Source organism: Streptomyces sp. 3211.6 (assembly GCF_003634815.1).
GTDB classification, from domain to species: domain Bacteria; phylum Actinomycetota; class Actinomycetes; order Streptomycetales; family Streptomycetaceae; genus Streptomyces; species Streptomyces katrae_A.
On sequence record NZ_RBXC01000001.1, the window covers coordinates 6,093,505 to 6,120,381 of the forward strand.

A 26,877-nucleotide genomic window follows, 5' to 3' on the forward strand; every position below is an offset into this window, starting at 1 on the left:
GCCCAGGACAGGCCGCGCCCCTGCGGCTCGGCACCGCCTCGTACCGGCGGATGGACGGGGCAACACCATCTCGCGATCTTGCCGACGCCGTTCAGTCCCACCTCCGGCTCGTACAGAAGGTGGCCCAGACCGCCAGCAGCGACCAGGAGCGGGCCCGGCTCGCCGGCGTCGGCAGCGAAGCCGCAAGCCTGGTGGGCTGGCTGTCGTGGGACATGGGCGATCACGGTTCCACACGTATGTGGTATGGCTCGGCGATCAAGGCTGCGCGAGCGGCCGGGGACCCCCTCCTCGCCGCCTACCAGGCCGGCACAATGGCACAGTTTGAAGCGGACGCGGGCAACGGAGCGCAGGCACTGTCCTGGACGCGGACCGCCCGCAAGCACCTGGATGCGCGCAGGCCGGCAGTCGCCGACGCGTGGCTGTCGTCGGTCGAGGCCTTGGCCCACGCCGCAGCGGGTGACGAGCGAGCTGCGGACCGGGCGCTGACAAACAGCCGAGCCCTGGCCGCGCGGTTGGGATCGGAAGAGCCGCCACCATGGCCGTGGGTCTTCACATTCAACGAGATCAAGGTGGCGGCCGCCCGAGTCACTTGCGGGGCCCGGCTCGGCCTGCCCACCTGGGTGCTGGAAGCCGACACGGACACCCTCGCCATCGGCCACGCCAAACAGCGGGCTCTCCTCATCCTCGACATTGCCGCCGGCCACCTGGCGGCCGGGCGGGTCGAGGCCGCATTCGCGTTCGCTGGCCGCGCGCTCGACACGGGGCTCCAGTACCGTTCCGGGAGGATCGTGGACCGTGCCCGCGCGGTCCGCCGTTCGTACCGAACGGCCTCGGCGCCCAAGGTGGTTCGGGAGTTCGACGAGCGGCTGCACGACGTCTGCCTGTAGGGGAGGACATGCAATGCGAGTCGGGATCACTGGTCATCGAGGGCTGAGCGCCGAGGTCGAGCAGAAGGTACGCGACCTCCTCAAAGCCGCGGTGAGGGAGCACGGCGCCGACCTGGTGGGCGTCTCCTGCATTGCGGACGGCCCCGACGCGTGGTTCGCCGAGTATGTCCTCGCCCACGGCGGCCGTCTCGAAGTCGTCCTCCCCGCGGAGCAGTACCGCGAAGGGCTGCCCGCCGAGCACTGGCCCACGTACGACGAGCTGATGAACCGCGCAGCCGACGTCCACCGCACCGGCATGGCCGCCTCCGACTCCGCCGCGCACATGGCCGGTAGCGAGATCCTCGTCGGCCTGGTTGATGAGCTGCTGGCCGTCTGGGACGGGAAGCCGGCCTGGGGGTACGGGGGCACAGCCGACGTGGTGGCGTACGCCGAGCGCACGGGCGTTCCGGTGCGGATTCTCTGGCCTGAGGGCGCAAGTCGCTGACGTCCCCCGAACGCACGAGGGCACCCCCTCCCAGCCCGAAGGCCGAGAGGGGGCGCACGCGGCCTACTTCGCCACGAGTTGGTACAGGGTGAGTCCGAGCCCAGCAACAGCGGTCACCGCGGCGATGGAGGGGAGTGGCCAGCGGGCCCGCTCCAGAGCCTCGACCCGCTGCTCCAAGGCGTCGATGTCCGCCTCGGCCTGGTCGGTGCGCTGGAGTGCGGGGCTCAGGTCGCCGCGCAGCTCGGCGAAGCCCGTACGAATCTCGCCCCTCATCTCCGCAAGCTAGACCGCGACCCGGGTGGACTCCTCAGGGCTCACCCGCGGGGCCGGACGGTCTCGGTGATGCCCGGACCCTCCGACCGCCGGAGTCGCGCGCGCTACAGCCGGGCGCGCAGGGCCGGGTGGTCCGCGACGACCGTGCAGCTGCCCGGAGCGATCTCGGTGAAGCCCGCGTCCCGGACCACCGGGAGTCCGCTGCCGCTCAGTTCCGCCCAGCGCTCTCGCGGGGCGCTGCGGACGGCCAGGTGGAAGCCCGAGGCCTGCCACAGGCCGCGTTCCGCCGCCGTCAGTTCCCACCAGGCCAGCTGCGCCGCGTGGCCGGCCTGGGCCATGGCCTTGCCGGCCGACATGCCGAGCTCCGGGTTCAGCCACAGCACCGGCACGCCCGGTTCCGGCGCGGGCGCCGGCTCCGGGTCGTCCAGGTCGGTACCCGACACCTGGAGCTTGGCCAGCTCCTTGGGCCAGCCGTCCAGGGGCACCGGCGGGAAGACCCGTACCTCGGACGCGGCGCCGTGGACCGTGACGCCCGGCAGGGTGGCCGCCTTGCGCCACTCCGCGCCGCGCGCCCGGCGGACCACCTTGCGGATCCGGGCGTCCTGCCAGTCGCGGACCGCCTGCGCCCATTCGCCCTCGCCGTGCGCGCGCTCGTCCGTGAGGAGGACCAGCACCGCCCGGGCCGCCGTCTCCAGGGCGTCCGTCCGGGCCGGCGGCTCGGTCTTCTCGATCCGTACGACCAGCGGCAGGACGAACTGCGGCGCCTCGTCGCGCCGTACGTGGTCCTTGCGGAAGGGGCTGTCCGACCCCACCGGGGGTACCTCTGAGGTCTGGTTCGTGTGCTGGCTGCTCATCCCGTCAAGCATGCCAGGGTCCGTCTTCAGGAGGATGTCCCGGGTGGCCCGCCCGAGCGAGGATCATGTCCATGAAGAGCGACCTTTTCGCGAGCGAGAACCTGGCCCAGTCCGCCGCCGCGCCCGGGATGTCCCTGCAGAACGCCAAGTCCGTCAAGTACGCCGTCAACGGCGAGATGCTCGCCCGCCAGGGCTCCATGGTCGCCTTCCGCGGCAACCTCCAGTTCGAGCGCAAGGGCCAGGGCATCGGCGGCATGCTCAAGCGGGCCGTCACGGGCGAGGGCCTTGCGCTGATGGCTGTACGAGGCCAGGGCGAGGCCTGGTTTGCGCACCAGGCCGGCAACTGCTTCATCATCGACTTCGAACCCGGCGACGCCCTCACCATCAACGGGCGCAACGTGCTGTGCTTCGACGCGACGCTGTCGTACGAGATCAAGATGGTCAAGGGCGCCGGGATGACCGGCGGCGGCCTCTTCAACAGCCTCTTCACCGGCACCGGCAAGCTCGCCGTCGTCTGCGACGGCAACCCGATCATCATCCCGGTCACCGCGCAGTCCCCGGTGTACGTGGACACGGACGCGGTCGTCGGCTGGAGCGCCCACCTGGAGACCGGGCTGCACCGCTCCCAGTCGCTGGGCTCGATGCTCCGCGGCGGCTCCGGTGAGGCCGTCCAGCTGATGCTGCGCGGCGAGGGCTTCGTCATCGTCCGGCCCAGCGAGCTCACCGAGACGGCGGCGGCGCACTGAGGCTGACCGGAGTGGGCCGCCGCTACGGGAGGCGGCGGCCCTGGGTGCTGCGCGGGGTCGGGTTGGATCTGCCGCCCGGCGCCCTGGTCCGGATCGAGGGCGGCAACGGCGGCGGCAAGTCCACCCTGCTGCGGCTCCTCGCGGGTATCGACGCCCCGACCGAGGGCCGGATCACCGGCCGCCCGCGCCGCACCGCCTACGTCCCCGAGCGCTTTCCCGCCGTCCTGCCGCTGACGGCCCTGGGCTACCTGACCCACCTCGGACGGGTGCACGGTCTGACCGGCGCCGAGGCCGCCCGGCGGGGGGCCGAGGGGCTGGAGCGGTTCGGCGCCGGGGCCCACGCCCGCACCCCGCTGGCCGAACTGTCCAAGGGGAGCAGCCAGAAGGTGGCCGTCGTCCAGGCGCTGCTCGCCGAGCCCGGCCTGCTCGTCCTCGACGAAGCCTGGACCGGTCTCGACGTGGCCGCCCGCGCCGAACTGGACCGCGCCGTCGCCGAACGCACCGCCGCCGGGGCCACGGTGGTCTTCGTCGACCACGACGCCACCCGCCTCGCGGACCTGCCCGACGCCCGCTACCGGCTGCGCGGCGGAACGCTGGAGGAGGCCACCGAGCCCCCGGAGCTCCGGCCCGGTGCCGCGGCCGCCCGCCCGGCAGCCGCGGGCGCTGCGCGTACCGGGTCCCGGGCCCCGGGGGTATCGGGCGAGGAGCGCGCGGGACGGGCCGGCGCGCCCGTTGTCCGGGCCGATCTGCCCGTTGTCCCGGTCGAGCCGCCCGTGGCACCGGCCAGCGCCCTCGGCGGCCGGGCCGACGAGGCCGTGGTCCGGGCCGACGTGGCCGTGGTCCGGGCCGACGTGCTCGGCGTACGGGCCGACGCCCCCGGCGCCCGGGCCGACGTCCCCGGCGCCCGGGCCGACGCCCCCGGCGTACAGACCGGCGCGCCCGGCGTCCCGGCCGGCGTGCCCGCCCGAGGGCCGGGGGTGGCGGTCGTGCGGATCCGCGCCGCCGGGCCGCCCGGCAGCGTCCCGCCGCCGGGTGCGGTCCCCGACGCGGGGGGCGGGATCCTGCTGACCGTTGGCGCCGACCGCTCGGACGCCGTGCTGCGCGCGCTGCTCACCGCCCGGCCGCCCTGGCACATCCGCTCCGTGGAGGAACTCCCGTGACCGCCCTGCTCCGCTACCAGGGGGCGCTGCTGATCCGCTCCCAGGGCTGGCTCGCCCCCTTCGCGGTGTACGCCGTCTTCATGGCCATCGGTATCCAGCCCGGCGACCGGACGCTGGACTCCCTCGGCTACGCCGCCGCCGGGCTGGTCCCGCTGACGGCCTGGCTGGTCCGCGTCTGCGCCACCGTCGAGCCCCCCGCCGCCCGCGCCTGCACCGCCGCCGCGGCCGGCCCCGCCCGGGCGCACGCCGCGGCCCTGCTGACCGGCCTGGGCGGGGCCCTGCTCACCGGGCTGCTCGCCGCCGCCTACACCCTGCTGGTCTGCGACCCCGCCGGGCACGCCCCCGTCCGGGCGGCCCTCACCGGGGCGGTGGCCGTCGGCGTCTGCGCGCTGACGGGGGCGGCCGTGGGCGCAGTGTGCGGCCCGCCCCTGCTGCCGGGGCGCGGCCTTGCCGTCCTCGGGGCGGGCCTCGGCTCCCTGCTGGCCTGGGTGGCGCCCTTCTCCCCGGCCCGCGTCGCGGTGTCCGTGCTGATCGGCGCCGCGCGGGCGGGCGCCCCCGAGCCGGCCCTCCCGCCGGGCCTGCCGGCCGGGGCCCTCCTGCTCGCCGGGGCGGCCGGGGCGGTGGCGTGCGCGGCCGTCGCACGCCGGGGGTGATGGAACGTTACTTCCCCATCAGCTCCGACACCTTCACGAAGCGGTACCCCCGCTTGCGCAGCTCCGGCACGATCTTCTCGACGGCCTGCTCGGTGACCGGCGCCGCGCTGTGCGTGCAGTGCATGACCACCACCGAGCCCGGTTTCACCCCGGCCAGCACCTGCTCCGCCACGGCGTCGGGGTCCTTGGCGAAGGCGTCCCCGCTGACCACGTCCCACTGCACGGCGGTCACCTTGGCGGGGGCGAGGGCCCGCAGGGCCTGCTCGTCGTAGCAGCCGCCGGGGAAGCGGAAGTACGGCACGGTGTTGACCGCTCCGGCCTTCTTGAAGGCGGCGAAGGCCCGGTCCACGTCGGCCCTGGCGGCGGGCGCGTCGAGCGCGGGCAGCCCGTAGCAGGGGGACTTGAAGGCGTGGTGGCTGTAGGAGTGGTTGGCGACCTCGAAGTTCGGGTCCGTGCCGATGGCCTTCGCCTGGTCCGGGTACTCCTCCGCCCAGCGGCCCGTCATGAACACCGTGGCCGGCACCTTCAGCCGGCGCAGGCTCGCGATCAGCTCGGGGTTGTCGAAGCGCTCGCCCGAGGCGGCGCGCGGACCCTGGTCGGAGGTCATGTCGGCGTCGAAGGTCAGGGCGACGGTCTTCTCGGTCCGCTGCCGGGCCCGCTCGAAGACCGGCGTCAGGCCGCCCGGCCCGGGAGCCAGGGTCGGGACCCGGGCGGGCCCGCCGGCCTGCGGGGAGGCGGAGGGAGGGGCGGATGCGGAGGGGGAGGCCGCGGTGGCGGCGGGGCCGGAGGCCGCGGGGGTGCCCATACGGGCCTGGCCCGCGCCCTGGGGGGCGCCGGCGCCGGCCCCGCATCCCGTCAGGAAGGCGCCGAGCGCGGCCACGGCGCCCATGACGGTAACTTTGCGTGCAGAAAGGGTCACCCATGCAAAATATATGACTATCCGGCAATCAGCCGGGCGCGGCACGCCTCGACATCGAAGGTGGCCGCGGGGTATTGCGGGTCCATCTCCTCCAGATGCTCCAGCAGCAGTCTGGCGACCGCCCAGTTCCGGTACCACTTGCGGTCCGCGGGCACCACGTACCAGGGCGCCTGCGCAGGGGAGCAGCGCTCCAGGACCCGCTCGTACGCCTCCTGGTACGCCGGCCACATCCGGCGCTCCTCGATGTCGCCCGGATCGAACTTCCAGCGCTTGTCGGGGCGGTCCAGCCGTCGCAGCAGCCGCTGGAGCTGCTCCCCGAAACCGATGTGGAGGAAGACCTTCACCACGGTCACCCCGTCCTCGGCGAGGGAGCGCTCGAACGCGTTGATCTCCTCGTACCGGCGCTCCACGACCTCGGGGGCCACGAGCGCGCGGACCCGGGCGATCAGCACGTCCTCGTAGTGCGAGCGGTCGAAGACGCCGATCTCGCCCTGACGGGGCAGGGCCTTCTCGACGCGCCACAGGAAGGGGTGTTCCCGCTCCTCGGCGGTGGGTGCCTTGAAGGCGGTGACGCGGCAGCCGGCGGGGTTGAGCGGGCCGGTGACGTGTTTCACCGTGCCGCCCTTGCCGGAGGTGTCCATCCCCTGGAGCACGAGCAGCAGCCGGCGGCGGTCCCCGGCGGTGCCGGCGGCGTACAGCCGTTCCTGGAGGCCGGCCAGCGGCCCGGCCAGCGCGTCCGTGGCGGCCCGCCCGGCGTCCTTGTCCGTCGGGCCGGCCGGGATCGCGGAGCTGTCATACGCCCCGAGGTCGACCCGGCCGCCGCCCCCGACGCGCAGCAGCTCCCGCAGCGGGGTCCCGCCGGCCTTCCCGCCCTCGGCCCCCTTCCCCTTCCCCCGGGTCACGGCGTCAGCGCCACGGTCCGGTCACCGCGAACGTGGTGCCGGGCGTGTACGCGTTGACGTACATCGTCCGCCGGTCGGGGGAGAAGGTGACCCCGGCGAACTCCCCCCACGCGGGGGCTCCCGGCTTCCCGACGTCCTGGGCGTTGCGCGCCACCGGGTAGACCTCCCCGGCCGGGGTCACCCCGAAGACGTACTGGTCCCCGCCGCCGTCCTCGCACACCATCAGCCCCCCGTCCGGGGCCAGGCAGATGTTGTCGGGGGAGTCCCCCGGAAGGCCGGTGTCGGCGGCCGGCCCGAAGCGCACCTCCAGCCGGAGCCGGGCGCGCAGCGGATCGTAGTGCCACACCTGCCCGTGGTGGTCGGCCGAGGCGCCCTCGGAGCCCCGGGCGTAGCTGGAGACGAAGCAGACCCCCGTCCCGCCCCAGTAGCAGCCCTCCAGCTTCTGGGCGTGCGTGATCCCGCCCGGGCCGAAGTCCTGGAAGCGGATCGGGGTCCCGGCCGCCGAGGGGTCCGGGACGGGCACCCACTCCACCGGGAACTCCGCCCCCGGCCGGTCCACCACCGACAGGTCGGGCACCCCGGGCACGCGCAGGGCCTCCAGCGTGCCGCCGGCCCGCAGGGAGCCGGGGCCGCCGAGCGGGCGCGCGGGCAGGAAGCGGTAGAAGAGGCCGAAGGGCCTGACGAAGGCGTCCTCGGTCTCGTAGACCACGCCCCGGTACGGGTCCACGGCCACGGCCTCGTGGGCGAAGCGGCCCAGCGCGGTCAGCGGGACGGCGCCCAGCCGGTGCGGGTCGGCGGGGTCGACCTCGAAGACGTACCCGTGGTCGCGGGCGTACCCGTTGGCACCGGCCCGGTCCTCGGTCTCCTCGCAGCTCAGCCAGGTGTTCCAGGGGGTGCGGCCCCCAGCGCAGTTGACGGCCGTCCCGGCCAGGGCGACCCGCTCGGCGGTGACCCGGCCGCCGGGGTCCAGTTCCAGGGCGGTGCAGCCGCCCAGGGCCCCGGGGTCGTACGTCAGCCCGTCCACGGCGGGGACGCGCAGGGCGGCGTCGGCCCGGTTCTCGTGGTTGCGCACCAGGCGCACCCGGCCGCCGCCCGCGCCGAAGGCGGCCATGCCGTCGCAGTGGGACGGCACCGTGCCCTCCCCGGAGCGCAGCGGGTCCCCGGCGCGTGAGAGCACCCGGTACGAGAAGCCGGCCGGCAGGTCGAGCAGGCCGCCGGGATCAGGCAGGAGCGGTCCGTACCCCCGGGCGGAAGCCCGGGCGCCGCCGGAGGCGAACAGCGGGCCGAGAGCGCCGCTGAAGGCGACCGCGCCGGCCGCGAGCAGGCTGCGTCGGGAGACGGACATCGGCGACTCCCCGGTGCGTGGGTGGAGATGTGACCAGCCCGTCGTACCACGCCGGACCCCCGCCACCCCCGCGACGCGTGCGCGCCACCGTCCCCCTCACCCCACCGGGCCCCGGCGCGGCGTACGCGCGGGGCCCGGCGGCGGAGGGGGAGGGGATCAGACGAGCTCGGCGCTCAGGGTGATCGTCGTACCGGTCAGGGCCTGGCTGACCGGGCAGTTCTTCTTCGCGTCCTCGGCCGCGGCGGCGAAGCCCTCCGCGTCCAGGCCGGGGACCTCGGCGCGCACGGTCAGGTGGATGCCGGTGATGCCCTCACCGGGCTGGAAGGTGACGTCGGCCTTGGTCTCCACCCGGGTGGGCGGGGTGCCCGCGCCGTCGAGGCCGTGGGAGAGCGCCATCGAGTAGCAGCTGGAGTGCGCGGCGGCGATCAGCTCTTCGGGGCTGGTCTTGCCGTTGGCGGCCTCGGCGCGCGAGGGCCAGGAGACCTCGAACGAGCCCCGGCCCGAGGAGTCGAGGGTGACGACACCGGCGCCCTTGAGCAGGTTGCCTTCCCATTCGGTGTGCGCGGTACGCGTGGTGGCCATGGCGGGTCCCTTCATGGAAGTGGATACGGCCGGGTCGCGAAAGCGTCCCGGCCGTGCCCAACCTACTGGGACACCAGGGGTTTTGCGTCGCGGGCGAGCGCGGTGAGCCGCGATATGGCTCGGAAGTACTTCTTCCGGTAACCGCCGGCCAGCATTTCTTCACTGAACAGCTTGTCGAAGGGCACGCCGGAGGCCAGGACCGGCACCTCCCGGTCGTAGAGCCGGTCGGCCAGCACCACCAGGCGCAGCGCCGTCGACTGGTCCGGCACCGGGACGACGTCGGTCAGGCAGACCGCGGCGATCCCGTCGGTGAGCGCGCCGTACCGGCTCGGATGCACCTTGGCCAGGTGCTCCAGCAGGCCCGGGAAGTCGTCGAGGCTCGCGCCGGGGGTCGCGTACGCGGCCTTGGCGACCTGCTCGTCCGAGAAGGGCGCGGGGGCTTCGGGCAGGCCGCGGTGGCGGTAGTCCTGGCCGTCGATGCGCAGCGGCCGGAAGTGCGCGGACAGCCCCTGGATCTCCCGCAGGAAGTCGGCGGCGGCGAAGCGGCCCTCGCCGAGCTTGCCGGGCAGCGTGTTGGAGGTGGCCGCCAGCGCCACGCCCTGCTCGACCAGGCGGCTGAGCAGGGAGGACACGAGCACGGTGTCGCCCGGGTCGTCCAGCTCGAACTCGTCGATACACAGCAGCCGGTGTCCCCCCAGGGTCTGCACGGTCTGCTGGAAGCCGAGCGCGCCGACCAGGTTGGTCAGCTCCACGAAGGTGCCGAAGGCCTTGAGTGCGGGCTCGGCCGGGGTGGCGTGCCAGAGGGAGGCCAGCAGGTGGGTCTTGCCGACGCCGTAGCCGCCGTCGAGGTAGACCCCGCGCGGGCCGGCGGCCGGGGCGGGCGCCTTCTTCTGGAACCACTTGCGCTTGCCGGCGCCGCTGGCGTGGGCTCCGCCGAGCCCTGCGGCGAAGCCGCTCAGCACGGTGACGGCCTCGGCCTGGCTGGGCTGGGCCGGGTCCGGGTTGTAGGTGTCGAAGCGCACCGAGTCGAAGCGCGGCGGCGGGACCATCTCGGCCACCAGCCGTTCGGCGGGCACCCGCGGCTCGCGGGCGCACAGGGCCAGCGGGCCCGCGTCGGCTATCGGGGGCTGCCCGGAGGCAGGACCGGAGGTGGAGAGTGATGTTGACACAGCTCTTAACTCTACGGGGCGTGTCACACTGCACCGATGCGACGCCTGTTCCCTGTGACCGATCAGACACCCGGCCCCTCCGGGGCCACGGCCGACCGCGAGTGGTCTCTGGACGAGCTGGCCGAGGCCTACGCCTACCCCGAGCTGGCCCCCGGCGCGCACTGGCTGCGGGCGAACATGGTGTCGACCCTGGACGGGGCCGCCCAGCACGACGGGCGCTCGCAGCCCATCTCCGGCGAGACCGACATGCGGATCTTCGGTACCCTGCGGGCCCTGGCCGACGTGGTGATCGCCGGCGCGGAAACGGTTCGCCAGGAGGGCTACCGCCCGGCCCGGGCCCGTGAGGCCTTCGCGGCCCGCCGCGAGGCCGCCGGACAGGGCCCCGCCCCGGCCATCGCCGTGGTCAGCGCGAGCCTGGACCTGGACTTCACCCTGCCGCTGTTCACCTCCCCTCTGGTGCCCACCCTGCTGCTGACCGGCGCCGGCGCCCCCTCCGACCGGGTCGCCGAGGCCACCGCGGCCGGGGCCCAGGTCGTGGTGGCGGGCGAGGGGGCCGCCGTGGACCCGGCGCGGGCCGTACGGGAGCTGGCCGCGCGGGGGCTGGGCCGTCAGCTGACCGAGGGCGGGCCCCGGCTGCTGGGGCAGTTCGTGGCCGCCGACGTGCTGGACGAGCTGTGCCTGACGGTCTCCCCGATGCTCACCGCGGGCGACGCCCAGCGGATCGCCGGCGGGCCCTCCGTCACGGTTCCGCACCGGCTCGCGCCGGCCTCCGTGCTGGAAGAGGCCGGGTTCCTCTTCACGAGCTACCGTCGGATCTGACAGGGGAGCGGAATTTCGCGTTCCGCTTAGCTTCCGACGGGTACGTAGCTGGGCACATATACCTGCGCACGCCCCGCGCCACAGCGGGGCAGGATGGTTTCCGCAGGGGCCGGCCGACCGGCCTCGGCGCATGAAGGAGAGGGCGTCCGTGTTCACGAGCGTATTGATGATCGAGCAGCCGCTGACCACGGTGGACGTGGACTTCGTCACCACCCTGCACGGAGACGACCCGGTCTCCTTCGTCGTCCTCATGCAACCCAGGGGCGACCAGGACCGACTGCTCCGGGCCATCGACGACGTGGCGCTCGGTGAGCTCCCGGAAGCCCTTCGCGAGGCCGACGTACCCGAGGGCGAGGCCGCCCGGGGCCCCGCCGCACAAGCACTCGAACACTCCCTGGCGGCCCTGCGCAGGAAGGGCGCCACGGCCGTCGGCCAGATCATCGAGAACCACCCCCTCGACCACCTCAAGAGCGTCGTGGACGAGACGGACGCCGACGAGGTGATCGTCCTGACCGCCCCCCACTTCGTCGAGGAGTTCTTCCACCGGGACTGGGCCTCCCGCGCCCGGCACAAGGTCGGGGTTCCGGTGCTCAAGCTCTTCGCCCACAACGAATAGGCTGGGGCGGACACACCCCGCGGGCCCGCCCCCGCGGGCCCCGCACTCGATCCTGGAGCGACCTGAATGAAGCCCGGCCTGCCGACCGCGATGGAACGGCCCCACTTCATCGGCATCGGCGGCGCCGGCATGTCCGGCATCGCGAAGATCCTCGCCCAGCGCGGCGCACAGGTGGCCGGCAGCGACGCCCGTGACTCCGAGACCGCCGAGGCGCTGCGCGCCCACGGCGCCACGGTCCACATCGGGCACGCCGCCGGGCACCTCGCCCCCGGATCCACCTGCGTGGTCGTCTCCAGCGCCATCCGCGCCGACAACCCGGAGCTGGCCCGAGCCGCCGAGCTCGGCATCCCCGTCGTGCACCGCTCCGACGCCCTCGCCGCCCTGATGGACGGCCTGCGCCCGATCGCGGTCGCCGGCACCCACGGCAAGACCACCACCACGTCCATGCTGGCGGTCTCCCTCTCCGCCCTGGGCCTGGACCCCTCGTACGCCATCGGCGGCGACCTGGACGCCCCCGGCTCCAACGCCCACCACGGCGAGGGCGACATCTTCGTGGCCGAGGCGGACGAGAGCGACCGCAGCTTCCACAAGTACGCCCCGCAGGTCGCGATCATCCTCAACGCGGAGCTCGACCACCACGCGAACTACGCCTCGATGGACGAGATCTACGAGTCCTTCGAGACCTTCGTCGGCAAGGTCGTCCCCGGCGGCACCCTCGTCGTGGCCCACGGCCAGGCCGGCGCCGCCGAGATCGCCCGCCGCGTCGCCGGCCGCGAGGGCCTGAACGTCGTCACGTACGGCGAGGCCGAGGACGCCGACGTCCGCATCACCAAGATCACCCCGCGCGGCCTGACCAGCGAGGTCACCGTCCTCCTCGACGGGCGCCCGCTCACCTTCACCGTCTCCGTGCCGGGCCGCCACTACGCGCACAACGCCGTCGCCGCCCTCGCCGCCGGCGTCGCCCTCGGCATCCCCGCCCACAACCTGGCCTCCGCCCTCGGCAAGTACACCGGCGTCAAGCGCCGCCTCCAGCTCAAGGGCGAGGCGGCCGGCGTCCAGGTCATCGACTCCTACGCCCACCACCCCACGGAGATGACCGCCGACCTGGAGGCCATCCGCGGCGCCGCCGGGGACTCCCGCATCCTGGTCGTCTTCCAGCCGCACCTCTTCTCCCGCACCCAGGAGCTCGGCAAGGAGATGGGCCAGTCCCTCGCCCTCGCCGACGCCTCCGTCGTCCTCGACATCTACCCGGCCCGCGAGGACCCGGTACCCGGCGTGACCAGCGAGATCATCATCGCCGCCGCCCGCACCGCCGGCGCCGACGTCACCCCCGAGCACGACAAGGGCGCCGTCGCCGACGTGATCGCGGGAATGGCCAAGCCCGGCGATCTCGTTCTCACCATGGGCGCGGGCGACGTCACGGATCTGGGACCCCGGATCCTCGCCCGCCTCGCCGACTGAGGGAGCGGGAGCGTCATGGCGTACGAGGTCCAGAAGACGGACGAGCAGTGGCAGGCGGAGCTGACCCCGTCCGAGTACCAGGTACTGCGCCTGGCGGGCACCGAGCCGGCCTTCCGCGGCGAGTACACGGACACCAAGACGGAAGGCGTCTACTCCTGCCGCGCCTGCGGCGCGGAGCTCTTCCGCTCCTCGGAAAAGTTCGACTCCCACTGCGGCTGGCCGTCCTTCTACGACCCGAAGGACACCGAGGCGGTGGAACTGCGGGCGGACACCTCCCACGGCATGGTCCGCACGGAGGTCCTCTGCGCGAAGTGCGGCTCCCACCTCGGCCACGTCTTCGAGGGCGAGGGCTACCCGACCCCCACGGACCAGCGCTACTGCATCAACTCGATCTCCCTCCGCCTCACCCCGACCGAGGGCTGACCGGGGGCCGGCCGGGGGCCGGAGGCGGCGCCCGCGCCGTCCCCGGTGCCGCCCGGCGTCACGAATGCATAACTGAGGCATTGTCAGCGCCCATATGCCACCGGTGAGTTGACGGCCTCCCTTAGTCTCCTTCCAGCGCGGCGCTGCGTGCACCGCGAAGCCGGAGGACTGGGGGGTCGCGGTGACGCTGTACGGACGCTCTGCGGTACTGAACGCCGTGGTTCCGTCCCTGGTGGGCCTGGAGCCGAACGGGCCGAAGCGATTACGCATCCCGGACGGGACGCCGCTCCTGCTCGTGTGCGGCGGCGGCCGGGGATCGGGGAAGAGCGCCCTGCTGAAGGCACTGTCCGACCAGTACGCGCACCGCGTCCCGCAGGCGTACGCGGATCTCGACGCGGACCACTTCGGCCAGCCGGGGCTCGCCGCCCCGGCCGACGGCGAAGCCCCCAGAAACGCCTCGCGCACCTCGGACCTGCTCTTCTACCTGATGGACGGGCTGAGCCAGAAGCCGAGCGAATTCGGGGGGAAGCTGTCCTTCCCCCGGCTGGTCCAGGGGCTGCTCGCGATCACCAGCTGGGAGCCGGTGCGCCCCTCCGAGATACCCGCCGCACGCCAGCGCCTCGGAGAACTCCAGCGGGCCAGCCAGCCGGACCAGCAGGCGCGCAACGAGAGGGTCCTGGGCTGGATCGACGAGGTGGCCGGAGCGCTGCCGGCGGTGGGCGGCATACCTCCGGGCGTCGAGGAGCTGGTGCGGCCCCTGCTGCGCATCGTCGCCACCGAACTGCTCGGACCCCGCGCCAACAAGGACGGCCTCAAATGGTGGGAGGCCCGGCGCGTGGGCCGCCCCGGCGACGGGCTCGCCCAGCTGACCGAGCTGGCCATGACCTTCCGCGGCGACGCGGAGGACCGCGAACACGCCGAGCGGCACCTGCTGGCCGCCCTCCTCGCGGACGTCGCGGACCACTACGGCCGGCTGAACACGATGAACCGGGTGCCACGCCCCCTGCTGCTCCTCGACAACGCCCACACCCCGACGGGTGCGGCCTTCCTGGACGAGCTGGCACGCGTCTGGCACGAGGAGGCCGCGGGCAAGCGGGCCCTGCGCCCGGCCGTCGTCGCCACCGTACTCAGCCAGGACCCGCCCGTTCCGGACCCCGAGGACACCGCCCCCTCGACCCGCAGCGCGCCCGGCGCCTTCTGGCGGGCGGACAGACCCGCGGCACCGGCCGGATGGCTGGCGCACCTGCCGCTCGCGCCGCTGACCCTCGACGAGGTCAAGCAGATGTTCGGGGAGGACAGGCCGGCTCCCCGGACCGCCCAGGTGATCCACCGGCTCAGCGCCGGGCGGGCCGGCACCGCCCACGCCCTCGTCCAGGCCGCCCGGCTGCGCATGCGCCTCCTCCACGACGCGGCCGGCACCTTCGACCCGGTCGACCTGCTCGACCTGCCGGCCGACCCCGAGCCCGGTACGACCGTGAACGAGCGGATCCTCGCGACGCTGCTCCCCGGGCAGGTCGCCCGGCGGCGCCTGACGTACTACTCACCCGCCCTCGACAACGAGGCGGTGCACCGCCTCGCCGCCGGCTACCCCCCGGACGACCCCGGCGGGGTACCCGTGCTGGAGGCCGAGGCCGAGCTGCGGGACGGGTACTGGGGGCGCCACCCCTGGCCCGGCACCGGCGGTCCGTTCGTCGGCGACCCCACCCTGCGCGCGCTGCTCCTGCACCGGCTCACCGCCCTCACCCAGGCGACGCCCCTCGGCGAGCAGTGGAAACACGTCCACCTGCGGCTGCGGTCCTTCTACGACCCGCAGGGACGCGGCACCGCGGCCGACCGGCCCGACGTCCGGTTCCTGCACCACTCGCTCGCCCTCGGCGAGGAGGAGTTCGTCGTCCACGCCCTGCACCGCCGCTTCGCCGAGCAGGACGCCCCCGACTGGCTCGCCGCCCTCAACCTGGTCTGCGCCGCGCCCCGCCCCCCGCAGGTCCTGCCCCCGCCGCCGGAGTTCACCGCGGTCTGCCGGGCCTGCGCGGCCGACAACGACCCCGTGCACCGGGCCGTACGGCTTCTCGTATCCGCCCTGTGGGCGCAGTCCCCGCCCCTCGTGGCACCCCAGCAGGACCTGATCAGCACCATCAGGCTCCAACTGCTCACCCTGGCCATGGCCCAGAGCAGCGCCCCCGCCGCCCAGAAGGTCCTCTACCGGGCGCACGAGGAATGGCCGACGCTCCTCGGCCACTGGCGCCAGGCGCCGCACCTGCCCACCTACGGAGAGTCCGCCCCATGAAGCTGCTTCCCGACGGCCCTCTCTACCGGGCCGTGGTGATCGCCGTCCTCGCCGTCGCCGTGGGCGCCGGCGGCTACTTCCTCTACAACGGCGTCATCAGGAACGACCCGTCCTGCGCCACCGGAGTCGAGCGGCGCGGACCCCGCCACGAGTGCACCGGCGTCACCGACGGCGGCTACTCCTTCGCCAAGCCCCTCGCCCCGGTCTTCGGCCGCATCAAGGCCGAGAACGACAGCGTCGCGGGCAAGAACCCCGCCACCATCGCCCTGATGATCCCGATGACCTCCGACAACGCCGCCGAACAGCGCGAGTTCGTCGAGCAGGTCCAGGGCGCCTACCTCGCGCAGTACCGCGCCAACCACCGGGCCAACGGCAAGCAGCCGCCGATCCGGCTGGTGCTCGCCAACCCCGGCCGGAACTACGCGTACTGGCGGCCCGTCGCCGACGCCCTCGTCAAGGCCGCGGCGTCCGACAAGGAGAACCTGAGGGCCGTCGCGGGCATCAACATCAGCCTCAGGGAAACCGCGGAGACCGTCCGCTACCTCACCCACGACAAGGGCATCCCGGTCGTCGCCGGACCCATGACCGCCGACGACATCAAGAACGGCGCCGACAACGCCTACCCCGGCCTGGCCCGCATCGCCCCCAGCAACACCGACCAGGCGCAAGCCCTCGGGTCGTACGGGGCGGACATCAAACCCGCCGAGACCATGGTCGTCGAGGACATCCGCGAGGGCGACAACTACCTCACCACCCTGCGCGGGACCTTCGAGAAGCTCGCCACGGGCGCGCCCAACGCCCCGGAGACCTTCCGCTCACCGCAGGACTTCACCGAAGAGGGCAACCTCGCCAACGACTTCCACCAGATGGTCCCGGACATCTGCTCGTCCAACGCCAAGACCATCTACTTCGCCGGCCGGCCCGTCCAGCTGCGCCAGTTCCTCATCGAGCTGGGAGGCCGCAACTGCGACAAGCACTACACGGTCGTCACCGGCTCGCACGCCTCCACCCTGACCGTCGACGAGAAGTTCGCGGACCAGTGGAACGCCCTGACCAAGGGCGCCGGGATCACCGTGCGCTACGCGGCGCTCGCCCACCCCGACGCGTGGGGCGAGGGCAGCACCGAGGCGACCGGCGGCTCCAAGGACGCCCTCCGGGAACTCGCCTCGCTCCTGCACGACGCCCAGCCGTCGTCCGGGCCCTCGATCGGACCCGCGTCGCTGTCCGACGGCCGCATCATCATCACGTACGACGCGGTCACCACCGCCGTCGCGGGCATCCGCAACGACACGGTCGGCGCCGTGAAGATGCCCGGCCTCACCGAGGTCCGCGACAGCTGGCTCCGTCTGCACGGCACCAACCGGGTCGACGGCGCCAGCGGCTGGATCTGCCTCGACCAGTACGGCAACCCCCGCAACAAGGCCGTGCCCATCGTCCATCTCGACCCGACGACCAGGACCGCGGTGTTCGACCGGACCGCCTGGCCGGCCGGGCATGCTCCGGACGCCAACTGCAGCATCAGCAGCGACGGCTGATCCGCAGGCGGGCGCGGAGCCGAGGCCGCGGCCGGGGGAGGGGGAGACGGCCGCGGCTCAGCCCGCCGCCCCGGGCGGGGTCCCGGAGCCGTCGAGACGGGCGCGGAGCCGGGCGAAGACGCCCGGTTTCGGACGGCCGGCGGTGGCGCGGGGCGGGGCGGGGCGCCAGGGGGCGGGCAGGTCGGGGAGGGCGACGGAGGCCTTCGCCCGCTCCCCCAGCCGCTCCCCGAGCTCCGCCGGGAGGTCCTCGCCGAAGTGCCGCAGCAGGTCCGCCGCCAGCGCCGGGGCGTCCGGGTCGCCGGCCGGGGCATCGGCCGCCGCGTGGGCCAGGAGGTCCCAGGTGCCCGCGCGGCCGTGCACCGGGGCGCCCGTCGTGGCCAGGAGGAGGCGGGCCTCCACCGGCGTCGGGGGCACGTCCCCCCACACCAGGCGCATGCCGGTCCGCAGGACCAGCGGCTCCGCGTACGGGGAGACGCCGGCCTCCCGCAACAGGGTGTCCAGCGCCACGACCCGGTCCCCCGGCGGGCGGCCCCGGGCGCACATGCGCAGGTGCGGCAGAGGCTCCGCCGTGCCCAGGCGGAGCCCGGTGTGGGCGAACAGCCGTGCCCCGGCGGGCGGATCGCCCGCCGCGAGGGCGTCCAGCCGGTCGAGCACGAGGGCCCGCAGCGCCGGCAGCTGCGCCAGCGCGGCCCGTATCTCCTCCCCGTACGCCCCCTCCGGGTCCGCGAGCAGACCCCGTGCCAGCTTCCGTGCCACCTGCGGCAGCAGCCCGGCGGTATCGGCGCCGAGGGCCGCGGCCGACACCAGCAGCGTGGCCGGGCCGGCCGGCCCGCCCTCCGGGTCGGCCGGCGCGGCCCGCAGCTCCGCCTCCAGCTCCGCCGCGAGCGCGCCCCGCGCCCCCGCGTCCAGCGCCGCCAGCAGCCGCTGCGACGCGGCCGCCTCCGCCGCCCCGCGCGGCTCCCCGCCCGGCCGCACCAGCACCCCCGCCAGCGCGTGCAGCCGTACGCCGTCCAGCGCTTCCGGCCGCCCGGCCGCCCAGTCGGCGGCTGCCGCCCGGGCCGCCGACCCCAGCGGGACACCGGCCGCCAGCGCGAGCGCGGCCAGCGGGCCCGCCCCGTACGGCTCCCCGGGCAGCCGGCGCACCTCGGCGAACAGCTCCGGCCGGCCGGCCCGCCAGACCGCGGCGGCCGTCCGCGCCCACAGCGCCGCCGGACCCCGCGGCGCCTCGGGAGCCGCCCCGCGGCCGGCGTCGTACACCCGGTGGCGCCGTCCTCCGCCGGCCGGCACACCGGCGTCCTCGGGCAGGACCCCGACCAGCTGCTGCGGGGCGGACAGCGGGCGCCGCGTGTACGTGGTGAAGCTCAGCCGCCGGCCGCGCGCATGCGGCAGCACCCCGCACGCCAGCATGACCCACCGGGCCACGTCCGCGGGGTCCGCCTCCACCAGCACGATCCGCGGCGCGCCCGGCTCCTCCGCGACCCGGCGCACGTCGTCGAAGAACGCGGCGAGCCACGCCCCCCGGGCCGCGACGAACTCCGCCATGGCGGCCGGGTCGTAGGGCCCCGGCGGCGGTATCCGGTCGAGCGCCGGCAACGGCACCGGCAACGGCCCGTCCGCCGGGGCCCGCTCCCGCCACCCCGCCGAACCCCAGGCGGTGACCGGCAGGGCGCCCCCGGCCTCCCCGGGGAGGTGCACGGCGTGCGCGTGGAACCCGGAGGCGGTGCGCACCGCCCGGGCCAGCAGCCGGCTGCCGTCCGACAGCAGGCTCAGGCTCAGCGCCTCGGGACACCCGGGGCCCGGCGGCGGCTCGTACGCCAGGATCGGCTCCGCCTCGCGCAGCAGCGCCTCCGGCACCCCGGGCGTCACGGCGGCGAAGCCGGTCACGCCGTCGTAGTGCAGCTGTGGAAGGCTCACGCTCCCCCCTCCCACCCGCCGTCACCGGCGACTGACGTGCCGTCAGGGTCTGTTGCGGGACGCCCGCTTCCCCTTACCGTCGTTCCCCGAACCGTTCCGCCCCCGGAGCGCACGGTATGACCGGCCCCGTTCCCCGCCATGCCCCGCGCCCCCCCGTGCTGTCTGTGGGAGGTCATTCCACCAGATGCGCGGGCCGTTCGGGAGTTCCGCCACCGGCGGCTTCCGTTCGCCCGTTGTACGGCCCGACGTCAGACAGGGATTTCCGTCCGGTACCCCGGAGCCGCTGTCCTTGGGGCGCCCGACTCCCCCCTCCACCCCCAGAGGTCGTCACACCATGGCTGAACTGAACCGACGCAGGTTCCTCCAGATCGCCGGCGGCACCGCCGCCGCCGCGATGCTGAACGAGAGCATCGCCCGCGCCGCCTCCATACCGGCGCAGGGCAGCACCGGAACCATCCAGGACATCGAGCACATCGTCGTCCTCATGCAGGAGAACCGGTCCTTCGACCAGTACTTCGGCTCGATGAAGGGCGTCCGCGGCTTCGGGGACCCGCGGCCCGTGCTCCAGGACAACGGAAAGTCGGTCTTCTACCAGTCCAACGGGACGAAGGACATCCTCCCCTTCCACCCGGAGGTCAACGACCTCGGCATGCAGTTCGTCGAAGGCCTCAACCACGACTGGGCCGGCGGCCACCAGGCGTACAACAACGGCAAGTACGACAAGTGGGTCCCCGCCAAGACGACCACGACGATGGCGTACATGACGCGGAACGACATCCCGTTCCACTACGCCCTCGCCGACGCCTTCACCGTGTGCGACGCCTACCACTGCTCCTTCATCGGCGCCACCGACCCCAACCGCTACTACATGTGGACGGGCCACACCGGCAACGACGGCACCGGCGGCGGCCCCGTCCTCGGCAACCAGGAGGCGGGCTACGGCTGGAAGACCTACCCGGAGCGCCTGGAGGCGGCGGGGGTCTCCTGGAAGATCTACCAGGACATCGGCGACGGCCTGAACGCCGCCGGCGGGTGGGGCTGGATCGGCGACGCCTTCCGCGGCAACTACGGGGACAACTCCCTCCTGTACTTCAACAACTACCGCAACGCCCAGCCCGGCGACGCCCTGTACGAGAAGGCGCGCACCGGCACGAACGCCAAGGCGGGCGAGGGCTACTTCGACAAGCTGCGCGCGGACGTCGTGAACGGCACCCTGCCGCAGGTCTCCTGGATCGCCGCCCCCGAGGCGTTCAGCGAGCACCCGAACTGGCCGGTCAACTTCGGCGCCTGGTACATCTCCCAGGTCCTGGACGCGCTGACCGCCAACCCGGCGGTGTGGGCGAAGACGGCGTTCTTCATCACCTACGACGAGAACGACGGCTTCTTCGACCACGTCGTGCCCCCGTACCCGCCGGCCTCCTCCGCCTGGGGCCTGTCCACGGCGGACGTCACCCGCGACCTGTACGCCGGTGGCGGCGGCTACACGGCCGGCCCCTACGGCCTGGGCCCCCGCGTCCCGATGATCGTGGTCTCCCCGTGGAGCAAGGGCGGCTACGTCTGCTCCGAGACCTTCGACCACACCTCGGTGATCCGGTTCATGGAGAAGCGGTTCGGGGTGCAGGAGCCCAACATCTCGCCCTGGCGCCGGGCCGTCTGCGGCGACCTGACCTCGGCGTTCGACTTCACCCAGGCCGACGCCACCCCCGCGTCCCTGCCCTCCACCGCCGGCTACGTCCCGCCGGACCACAACACGCACCCCTCCTACCACCCGGTCCCGCCGGCGACGGGCACCCTGCCCAAGCAGGAGGCCGGCTCCAAGCCGACCCGCGCCCTGGGCTACAGCCCGTACGTGGACGGCGCCCGCACCGTCTCCACCGGCAAGTTCACGCTCACCTTCTCCTCCGGCCCGAACCTCGGCGCCCACTTCCACAGCACCTCCGGCAACCGCACGGACGGCCCCTGGCCCTACACCGTCGAGGCGGGCAAGACCCTCTCGGACACCTGGAGCACCAGCAGCTCCACCGGCAACAAGATCGACCTCACGGTCTGGGGCCCCAACGGCTTCCTGCGCACTTGGAAGGGCCCGGCGAAGAAGGCCGGCCCCGAGGTCACGGCCCGCCACGCGGACGCCACCGGCAACCTGGCCCTGACCATGACCAACGGCGGCACGACCGCGGTGAACCTGACGGTCACCAACGCCTACGGCGGCGCCGCCCAGACCTTCAAGGTCAACCCGGGCGCCAGCGTCTCCTACACCGTCGACCTGCGCGCCTCGGGCCGCTGGTACGACGTGACGGTGGTCTCCGACGCGGACAGCACCTTCCTGCGCCGCTTCGCGGGCCACGTCGAGACGGGCGCCCCGGGCGTCTCGGACCCGGCGATCAAGACCGTCTGATCCTTCCGGGTAACCCGCCCGCATCCCGCCCGCGAGGTTAACGCTTGCGTTAACTTCGCGGGCGTGGCGCAATGGGAAGTGATCCTCGTGGGCGAGGTGGCTGCATGGTTCGACGAACTGGCGCGGACGGACTGGGGCAGCGCCGAGCAGGTGGAGGACGCCATCGATGCGTTGGCGATGGTCGGCCCCACGCTCGGCCGGCCGCTCGTCGACCGCATCAAGGGCGCGGAGCAGCACCACATGAAGGAGCTGAGGCCAGGCTCCTCCGGCACCACCGAGATCCGGATCCTGTTCGCTATCCCGCTCGCGGAGAAGCGGTACCAGGCTCACCTCGCCGAGCTCGACACCAGGGAGTACGAATGAACGGCATCGGCTGGGAGGAAGCGAAGCGGCAGGTGCGTGAGCGCCGTGCCGCCGAGGGGCTGCCCGTCCGGTCGGCCGCCGAGAAGCGGGCGGCGATGGACCGGCTCCTGGCCGAGGTCCGGGCGTACCGGCTCGCCGAGATCCGGCAGGAACAGGCCCTGACCCAGAGGGACGTGGCCGAGACCATGGGCGTCTCCGCGCCGCGCGTGTCGGCGATCGAGAACGGTGACATGGACCGGACCGAGGTCGCCACGCTGAGGTCCTACGTGGAGGCGATCGGCGGACACCTGCGCGTCGTGGCGGACTTCGGGGACACCGAGTACACGGTGGCGTGACGCCGGGCGGTGTGATCGTAGGCGCGGTGGGCAGAACGAACGGCGTCGGTTCCCACATCCCCGTCACCGAGGGAGAACGCATGGCCATCGCCCACCGCAGGATCGGCACCGGCCCCGTCCGCGTCATCGTGCTGCACGACTGGTTCGGGACCTCCGCCAACTGGGGCTCCGTGCTCGACTACCTGGACCCCGAAGGGTTCTCGTACGCCTTCTTCGACTACCGCGGCTACGGCGAACGCCGCGACGTCACCGGCCGCCACACCCTCCCCGAGATCGCCGACGACGTCCTCGAACTCGCAGACCAGCTCGGCTGGGACACCTTCTCCCTCCTCGGCCACTCCATGGGCGGCAAGGCCGTCCAGCAGGTCCTGGTACGCGCACCCGAGCGGATCGAGAAGCTGATCGGTCTGTGCCCGGTCCCGGCCGCGCCCTACGAGATGGACGACGCCACCCACGCCCTCTTCCACGGCGCCGCCGAGGACCCCGGCAAGCGCCGCGCCATCCTCGACCTCGTCACCGGCCACCGCGCGAGCCGCCACTGGCTGGACCGGATGGTGGCCCACTCCCTGGCCGTCTCCCGCCCCGAGGCCTTCGCCGGCTACCTCGCCGACTGGCAGCCCCGCGACCTGACCCCCGCCGTCAAGGGCAACACCGTCCCGGTCCTCGTCCTCGTCGGGGAGTACGACCTCGCCCTCACCGCCGATGTGATGCGCGCCACCTGGCAGGCCTGGTACCCGGACTGCACGGTCGTCACGATCCCCGGCGCCGGCCACTACCCGCCCCACGAGACCCCAGTGGCCTTCGTCACGGAGGTGGAGGCCTTCCTCCGCGGGTGACGGGCGCCACAAACGCCCGTAGGGGGTACGAGGCGGACCTCGTACCCCCTACGGGGAAGAAAGGGTGAGTGACGGGACTCGAACCCGCGGCCACCTGGACCACAACCAGGTGCTCTACCAACTGAGCTACACCCACCACGAAGGGCGGCGGACCACCCGTTCGTCGTGCAAGCACAGCATAGCCGATCAGATGGGTGGTTCCGCGACGCCTTATCCGGCGTCCCGGCTACCGGCCAGGCCCGCGGCCGGGCCGACGTGCTGTGCCTGGCCGCCGTCCCGCCCGGGCGGGGCACCCTTGCCGTCGGCCTCCGCCTGCTCGGCGCCCTCCCCGCCGTCGGCGGCATCCTGCACGTCATGCCGCCGCGCCAGGTGGCCGCCGCCCTCGCCGCCGGGGACTGTGGCCTCGGGCCCGTCGACGGCCTCGCCGCCCCCCGGTGACCCCCTCCGGCTGCCCGACGTGGCCCCGGTGCAGGTCACCGGGGTCGCGGAGGAGGCACTGGCCCCCTCCTCCCGGCCGGCCGCCCCTTCGCCCGGCGCGCCGCCGTCCGGCTGGACGACCTCACCCCCGCCCACGGCTCAGCGCGCACCGCCCTGCGCCACGACGGCACCGACCTGCACGCCCCGTGCGCCCTCGCCACCGCCGGCACGGCCTCGTCCTGCTGCCGCGCCGCGGCGGGCTCCGGCGCCGGGGCCGCCGTACCGCTCGACACCCCGCGCCCGGTACACCGTACGGAGCTCCCCGCACCCGGAATCCCGACCGGCGCGGCCCCTGCGCTCGCCGCACGCCTCACGGCAGGATCCCCGTATGACCACCACACCGCAGCCCGCCCCCGCCCCCGCCCACCCCGACCCGGCCCCCTTCACCACCGCCGACTACTCCGCCCGCATGGCCGCCGCAGCCCGGGCCGCGGCCGACGCCGGCCTGGCCGGCCTGCTCATCGCACCCGGCCCCGACCTCGCCCACCTCACCGGATACCGCCCCACCGCCGAGACCGAACGGCTCACCCTGCTCGTCCTCGCCGCCGGCCAGGACCCCGTCCTCGTCGTCCCCGCCCTCGAGGCCCCCGACGCCGCCAAGGCCCCCGGCGCCGGCGCCCTCACCCTGCGCGACTGGACCGACGGCAAGGACCCGTACGCGCTCACCGCCCCACTCCTCGACGTCAGCGGCCGGTTCGGCGTCAGCGACAACACCTGGGCCCTCCACCTCCTCGGCCTGCAGAAGGAGTTGCCCACCACCTCCTACACCCCCCTCACCGAAGCCCTGCCCATGCTCCGCGCCGTCAAGGACGACCGCGAACTCGCCCGCCTCGCCGCCGCCGGAGCCGCCGCCGACGCCGCCTACGCGCAGATCCTCCACGTTCCCTTCGCCGGCCGCCGCGAGAGCGACGTCGCCGCCGACCTCGCCGGCCTGCTGCGCGCACACGGCCACTCCCAGGTGGACTTCACCGTCGTCGGCTCCGGCCCCAACGGCGCCAACCCGCACCACGAGGCCGGCGACCGGCTCATCCGGCACGGCGACATGGTCGTCCTCGACTTCGGCGGCCTCAAGCACGGCTACGGCTCCGACATCTCCCGCACCGTGCACGTCGGCGAACCCACCGCCGAGGAACAGCGCGTCCACGACATCGTCCGCGAAGCCCAGCAGGCCGGCTTCGCGGCCGTCCGCCCCGGCGCCACCTGCCAGGACGTCGACCGCGCCGCCCGCGCCGTCATCACCGAGTTCGGCTACGGCGACCGCTTCATCCACCGCACCGGGCACGGCATCGGCGTCACCACGCACGAGCCGCCGTACATGGTCGAGGGCGAGGAACAGCCCCTCGTCCCCGGCATGTGCTTCTCCGTCGAACCGGGCGTCTACCTGCCCGGCCGCTTCGGCGTCCGCATCGAGGACATCGTCACGGTCACGCAGGACGGCGGCCGCCGCCTCAACAACGCCCCTCGCGAGATGGCGATCGTGCAATAGCCGCGGACCGGCGCGCAGGGGGCCACGGACGGAGGCGGAAGGCGAGGGCTGGCAACGGGAGACTACGGGAGGCAACGGGAGACTACGGCCCGAAGCAGGAGCCCATGGGCGGCTACGGCCCCAGTACCACCGCCGACTCGCCCGGTACGTGCAGGCGCCCGTCCGGGCCCGGATGCTCCACCGGCTCCCACGAGGCCAGCACCCGCACGCCGTTGCGTCCCAGCGCGACCGTCACCGACTCCGTCCCCAGGTTGACCACCACCCGTACGTCACCCCGCCGGAACGTCAGCCACCGCCGCTCCTCGTCGAAGGCGACCCGGACCGCCGCCAGGTCCGGGTCGCGCAGGTCCGGCTGCGAACGGCGCAGCCGGATCAGCGTCCGGTACCACTCCAGCAGCCAGGCGTGCGACTCCCGCTCGGGCTCGGCCCAGTCGAGGCAGGACCGCTCCCTGGTCGCCGGGTCCTGCGGGTCCGGCACCTCTTCCGCCTTCCAGCCGTGCGCCGCGAACTCCCGGCGCCGGCCGCTGCGCACCGCCTCGGCCAGCTGCGGGTCCTGGTGGTCGGTGAAGTACTGCCAGGGCGTCCCCGCCCCCCACTCCTCGCCCATGAACAGCATCGGCACGAACGGCCCCGTCAGCGCCAGCGTCGCCGCGCAGGCCAGCAGCCCGGGGGACAGGGACGAAGACAGCCGGTCGCCCACCGCCCGGTTGCCGACCTGGTCGTGGGTCTGGGAGTAGCCCAGGAAGCGGTGCGCCGGGGTGCGGCGGCGGTCCACGGGCCGGCCGTGGGTGCGGCCCCGGAAGGAGGACCAGGTGCCGTCGTGGAAGAAGCCCCGGGTCAGGGTCTTGGCCACCGCGGCCAGCGGGGCGGCGGCGAAGTCGGCGTAGTAGCCCTGGGATTCGCCGGTCAGCGCGGCGTGCAGGGCGTGGTGGAAGTCGTCGTTCCACTGCGCGTGCAGGCCGAGACCCCCGGAGGACCGCGGCGTGGTCAGACGCGGATCGCACTGATCGGACTCGGCGATCAGGAACAGCGGCCGCGCCGACTCGGCGGCCAGCGCGTCCACGGCCGCCGAAAGCTCCTCCAGGAAGGACAGCGCCCGCCCGTCGGCCAGCGCGTGCACGGCGTCCAGCCGCAGCCCGTCGATCCGGTAGTCCCGCAGCCAGGCCAGGGCGCTGCCGATCAGGTACGCCCGCACCTCGTCCGATCCCGGCGCGTCCAGGTTCACCGCGGCGCCCCAGGGCGTGTGGTGGGTGTCGGTGAAGTACGGGCCGAAGGCGGGGAGGTGGTTCCCGGACGGGCCGAGGTGGTTGTGGACCACGTCCAGCACGACCCCCAGCCCCGCCGCGTGCGCCGCCTCCACGAACCGGGCCAGCCCCGCCGGACCCCCGTACGGCTCGTGCACCGCCCAGGGTGCCACCCCGTCGTAACCCCAGCCGTGCCGGCCCGGGAAGGGGCAGACCGGCATCAGCTCCACGTGTGTCACGCCGAGCGAGGTCAGGTGCCCCAGGCGGGCGGCCGCGGCGTCGAAGGTGCCCTCGGGGGTGAACGTGCCGATGTGCAGCTCGTACAGCACCGCGTCCTGGAGCGGGAGGTGCGGGGGCGCGGTACGGGGGGTGAGGGGCTCGAAGTCGACCACGGCGGACAGGCCGTCGGTGCCGTCCGGCAGCCGCCGCCCGCGCGGGTCCGGGCGCACCGCCGGATCGTCGCCGAGCCGGAACCCGTACCGGTCGCCGTCGGCCGCCGGGGCCTCGGCCGTCCACCAGCCCCGGCGGCCGGGGGCCGGGTCGGGCGTCATCTCGTAGACGGTGTCGTTCAGTCGCAGGGCGACCCGACCTGTCAGCGGTGCCCACACCTCGAACTGCACGGACGGTCCCCTTGTCCTCGGCCGACGTGGCATGCGTATCGTGCCCATCATTCCGGGCCCGCCGGGGGAGTTCTGGACACTCCGCACCCGAC

Annotated in this window: 25 protein-coding genes, 1 tRNA gene and 1 pseudogene; 17 read left to right on the forward strand and 10 right to left on the reverse strand. The window is 74.1% G+C overall.

Annotated elements, in window-relative coordinates; translation table 11 throughout:
- Positions 1 to 119 precede the first annotated feature (119 nt).
- Positions 120 to 887: a DNA-binding protein gene (locus BX286_RS28070; protein ID WP_237293141.1), complete on the forward strand. Its 768-nt coding sequence runs from the start codon at positions 120 to 122 to the stop codon at positions 885 to 887.
- A gap of 13 nt (positions 888 to 900) precedes the next feature.
- Entirely contained in the window at positions 901 to 1,371 is a 471-nt protein-coding gene (locus tag BX286_RS28075) for a hypothetical protein (protein WP_079430291.1), read from the forward strand.
- A 63-nt stretch (positions 1,372 to 1,434) separates the two neighbouring features.
- Here BX286_RS28075 and BX286_RS28080 read toward each other — a convergent pair whose 3' ends face one another.
- The gene (locus BX286_RS28080) at positions 1,435 to 1,644 is read right to left on the reverse strand and encodes a hypothetical protein (RefSeq protein WP_079430292.1); all 210 of its coding nucleotides are present in this window, start codon (positions 1,642 to 1,644) and stop codon (positions 1,435 to 1,437) included.
- A 104-nt stretch (positions 1,645 to 1,748) separates the two neighbouring features.
- Positions 1,749 to 2,498 (reverse strand): aminoacyl-tRNA hydrolase, encoded by a 750-nt coding sequence (locus tag BX286_RS28085; protein ID WP_079432013.1) that lies wholly within the window; start codon positions 2,496 to 2,498, stop codon positions 1,749 to 1,751.
- 71 nt (positions 2,499 to 2,569) lie between these two features.
- Between BX286_RS28085 and BX286_RS28090 the strand changes: the two genes are divergently transcribed.
- From BX286_RS28090 to BX286_RS28105, 3 genes and pseudogenes are all read left to right on the forward strand, one after another.
- Complete coding sequence (locus tag BX286_RS28090) at positions 2,570 to 3,244, forward strand: AIM24 family protein (protein WP_079432014.1); 675 nt, start codon at positions 2,570 to 2,572, stop codon at positions 3,242 to 3,244.
- Positions 3,241 to 3,978, forward strand: a pseudogene (locus BX286_RS28095) (ATP-binding cassette domain-containing protein); the annotation flags it as partial. The gene BX286_RS28090 and the pseudogene BX286_RS28095, both read left to right, overlap by 4 nt.
- Positions 3,979 to 4,400: 422 nt before the next feature.
- Positions 4,401 to 5,057, forward strand: coding sequence for an ABC transporter (locus BX286_RS28105; RefSeq protein WP_121016631.1), 657 nt, complete (start codon positions 4,401 to 4,403; stop codon positions 5,055 to 5,057).
- Positions 5,058 to 5,064: 7 nt separating this feature from the next.
- Here the strand turns inward: BX286_RS28105 and BX286_RS28110 are convergent, their stop codons facing one another.
- From BX286_RS28110 to zapE, 5 genes are all read right to left on the reverse strand, one after another.
- Positions 5,065 to 5,946 (reverse strand): polysaccharide deacetylase family protein, encoded by an 882-nt coding sequence (locus tag BX286_RS28110; RefSeq protein WP_079430293.1) that lies wholly within the window; start codon positions 5,944 to 5,946, stop codon positions 5,065 to 5,067.
- Positions 5,947 to 5,993: 47 nt separating this feature from the next.
- Positions 5,994 to 6,878, reverse strand: coding sequence for a PPK2 family polyphosphate kinase (locus BX286_RS28115; protein ID WP_100862638.1), 885 nt, complete (start codon positions 6,876 to 6,878; stop codon positions 5,994 to 5,996).
- Between the two features lie 4 nt (positions 6,879 to 6,882).
- A complete protein-coding gene (locus tag BX286_RS28120; protein ID WP_121016632.1) occupies positions 6,883 to 8,223 on the reverse strand; it encodes an alkaline phosphatase PhoX in 1,341 nt (446 codons plus the stop codon).
- A 156-nt stretch (positions 8,224 to 8,379) separates the two neighbouring features.
- On the reverse strand, positions 8,380 to 8,805 hold the full coding sequence (locus BX286_RS28125) for an OsmC family protein (RefSeq protein ID WP_079430296.1): 426 nt from the start codon (positions 8,803 to 8,805) through the stop codon (positions 8,380 to 8,382).
- A gap of 62 nt (positions 8,806 to 8,867) precedes the next feature.
- Entirely contained in the window at positions 8,868 to 9,974 is a 1,107-nt protein-coding gene (zapE, locus tag BX286_RS28130; protein ID WP_079430297.1) for a cell division protein ZapE, read from the reverse strand.
- A 36-nt stretch (positions 9,975 to 10,010) separates the two neighbouring features.
- Between zapE and BX286_RS28135 the strand changes: the two genes are divergently transcribed.
- The 6 genes from BX286_RS28135 to BX286_RS28160 all read left to right on the forward strand — a co-directional run bounded on the left by BX286_RS28135 (position 10,011) and on the right by BX286_RS28160 (position 17,115).
- A complete protein-coding gene (locus BX286_RS28135; RefSeq protein ID WP_079430298.1) occupies positions 10,011 to 10,793 on the forward strand; it encodes a pyrimidine reductase family protein in 783 nt (260 codons plus the stop codon).
- Positions 10,794 to 10,941: 148 nt separating this feature from the next.
- Complete coding sequence (locus BX286_RS28140) at positions 10,942 to 11,409, forward strand: indole-3-glycerol phosphate synthase (RefSeq protein WP_079430299.1); 468 nt, start codon at positions 10,942 to 10,944, stop codon at positions 11,407 to 11,409.
- A gap of 66 nt (positions 11,410 to 11,475) precedes the next feature.
- A complete protein-coding gene (murC, locus tag BX286_RS28145) occupies positions 11,476 to 12,870 on the forward strand; it encodes a UDP-N-acetylmuramate--L-alanine ligase (RefSeq protein ID WP_079430300.1) in 1,395 nt (464 codons plus the stop codon).
- Positions 12,871 to 12,885: 15 nt separating this feature from the next.
- Positions 12,886 to 13,293 (forward strand): peptide-methionine (R)-S-oxide reductase MsrB, encoded by a 408-nt coding sequence (msrB, locus tag BX286_RS28150; RefSeq protein WP_079430301.1) that lies wholly within the window; start codon positions 12,886 to 12,888, stop codon positions 13,291 to 13,293.
- 181 nt (positions 13,294 to 13,474) lie between these two features.
- The gene (locus tag BX286_RS28155; protein ID WP_079430302.1) at positions 13,475 to 15,580 is read left to right on the forward strand and encodes a hypothetical protein; all 2,106 of its coding nucleotides are present in this window, start codon (positions 13,475 to 13,477) and stop codon (positions 15,578 to 15,580) included.
- Positions 15,577 to 17,115, forward strand: coding sequence for an ABC transporter substrate-binding protein (locus tag BX286_RS28160; RefSeq protein ID WP_100862632.1), 1,539 nt, complete (start codon positions 15,577 to 15,579; stop codon positions 17,113 to 17,115). The genes BX286_RS28155 and BX286_RS28160 overlap by 4 nt, the downstream gene beginning before the upstream one ends.
- A 57-nt stretch (positions 17,116 to 17,172) precedes the next feature.
- Here the strand turns inward: BX286_RS28160 and BX286_RS28165 are convergent, their stop codons facing one another.
- Complete coding sequence (locus BX286_RS28165) at positions 17,173 to 19,029, reverse strand: GTPase-associated protein 1-related protein (RefSeq protein ID WP_121016634.1); 1,857 nt, start codon at positions 19,027 to 19,029, stop codon at positions 17,173 to 17,175.
- A 334-nt stretch (positions 19,030 to 19,363) separates the two neighbouring features.
- Here BX286_RS28165 and BX286_RS28170 point away from each other — a divergent pair, with 334 nt between their 5' ends.
- The 4 genes from BX286_RS28170 (at position 19,364) to BX286_RS28185 (ending at position 22,958) form a co-directional block, all read left to right on the forward strand.
- Positions 19,364 to 21,424: a phosphocholine-specific phospholipase C gene (locus BX286_RS28170; RefSeq protein ID WP_100862630.1), complete on the forward strand. Its 2,061-nt coding sequence runs from the start codon at positions 19,364 to 19,366 to the stop codon at positions 21,422 to 21,424.
- A gap of 63 nt (positions 21,425 to 21,487) precedes the next feature.
- Positions 21,488 to 21,787 carry a type II toxin-antitoxin system RelE/ParE family toxin gene (locus BX286_RS28175; RefSeq protein WP_261993529.1) on the forward strand — a complete coding sequence of 100 codons (300 nt, stop codon included), beginning with the start codon at positions 21,488 to 21,490 and terminating at the stop codon, positions 21,785 to 21,787.
- Entirely contained in the window at positions 21,784 to 22,122 is a 339-nt protein-coding gene (locus BX286_RS28180; RefSeq protein ID WP_079430306.1) for an XRE family transcriptional regulator, read from the forward strand. The genes BX286_RS28175 and BX286_RS28180 overlap by 4 nt, the downstream gene beginning before the upstream one ends.
- Positions 22,123 to 22,202: 80 nt before the next feature.
- Complete coding sequence (locus BX286_RS28185; RefSeq protein WP_121016636.1) at positions 22,203 to 22,958, forward strand: alpha/beta fold hydrolase; 756 nt, start codon at positions 22,203 to 22,205, stop codon at positions 22,956 to 22,958.
- 63 nt (positions 22,959 to 23,021) lie between these two features.
- Here BX286_RS28185 and BX286_RS28190 read toward each other — a convergent pair.
- A tRNA-His gene (locus tag BX286_RS28190) sits at positions 23,022 to 23,094 on the reverse strand.
- A gap of 29 nt (positions 23,095 to 23,123) precedes the next feature.
- Between BX286_RS28190 and BX286_RS36155 the strand changes: the two genes are divergently transcribed.
- Together BX286_RS36155 and BX286_RS28200 are read left to right on the forward strand one after the other, a co-directional pair.
- Positions 23,124 to 23,396 carry a hypothetical protein gene (locus tag BX286_RS36155; protein WP_148710297.1) on the forward strand — a complete coding sequence of 91 codons (273 nt, stop codon included), beginning with the start codon at positions 23,124 to 23,126 and terminating at the stop codon, positions 23,394 to 23,396.
- 367 nt (positions 23,397 to 23,763) lie between these two features.
- Positions 23,764 to 24,921, forward strand: coding sequence for an aminopeptidase P family protein (locus tag BX286_RS28200; RefSeq protein WP_121016639.1), 1,158 nt, complete (start codon positions 23,764 to 23,766; stop codon positions 24,919 to 24,921).
- 112 nt (positions 24,922 to 25,033) lie between these two features.
- Here the strand turns inward: BX286_RS28200 and treZ are convergent, their stop codons facing one another.
- The gene (gene treZ / locus BX286_RS28205) at positions 25,034 to 26,785 is read right to left on the reverse strand and encodes a malto-oligosyltrehalose trehalohydrolase (protein ID WP_121016640.1); all 1,752 of its coding nucleotides are present in this window, start codon (positions 26,783 to 26,785) and stop codon (positions 25,034 to 25,036) included.
- Positions 26,786 to 26,877: the final 92 nt, after the last annotated feature.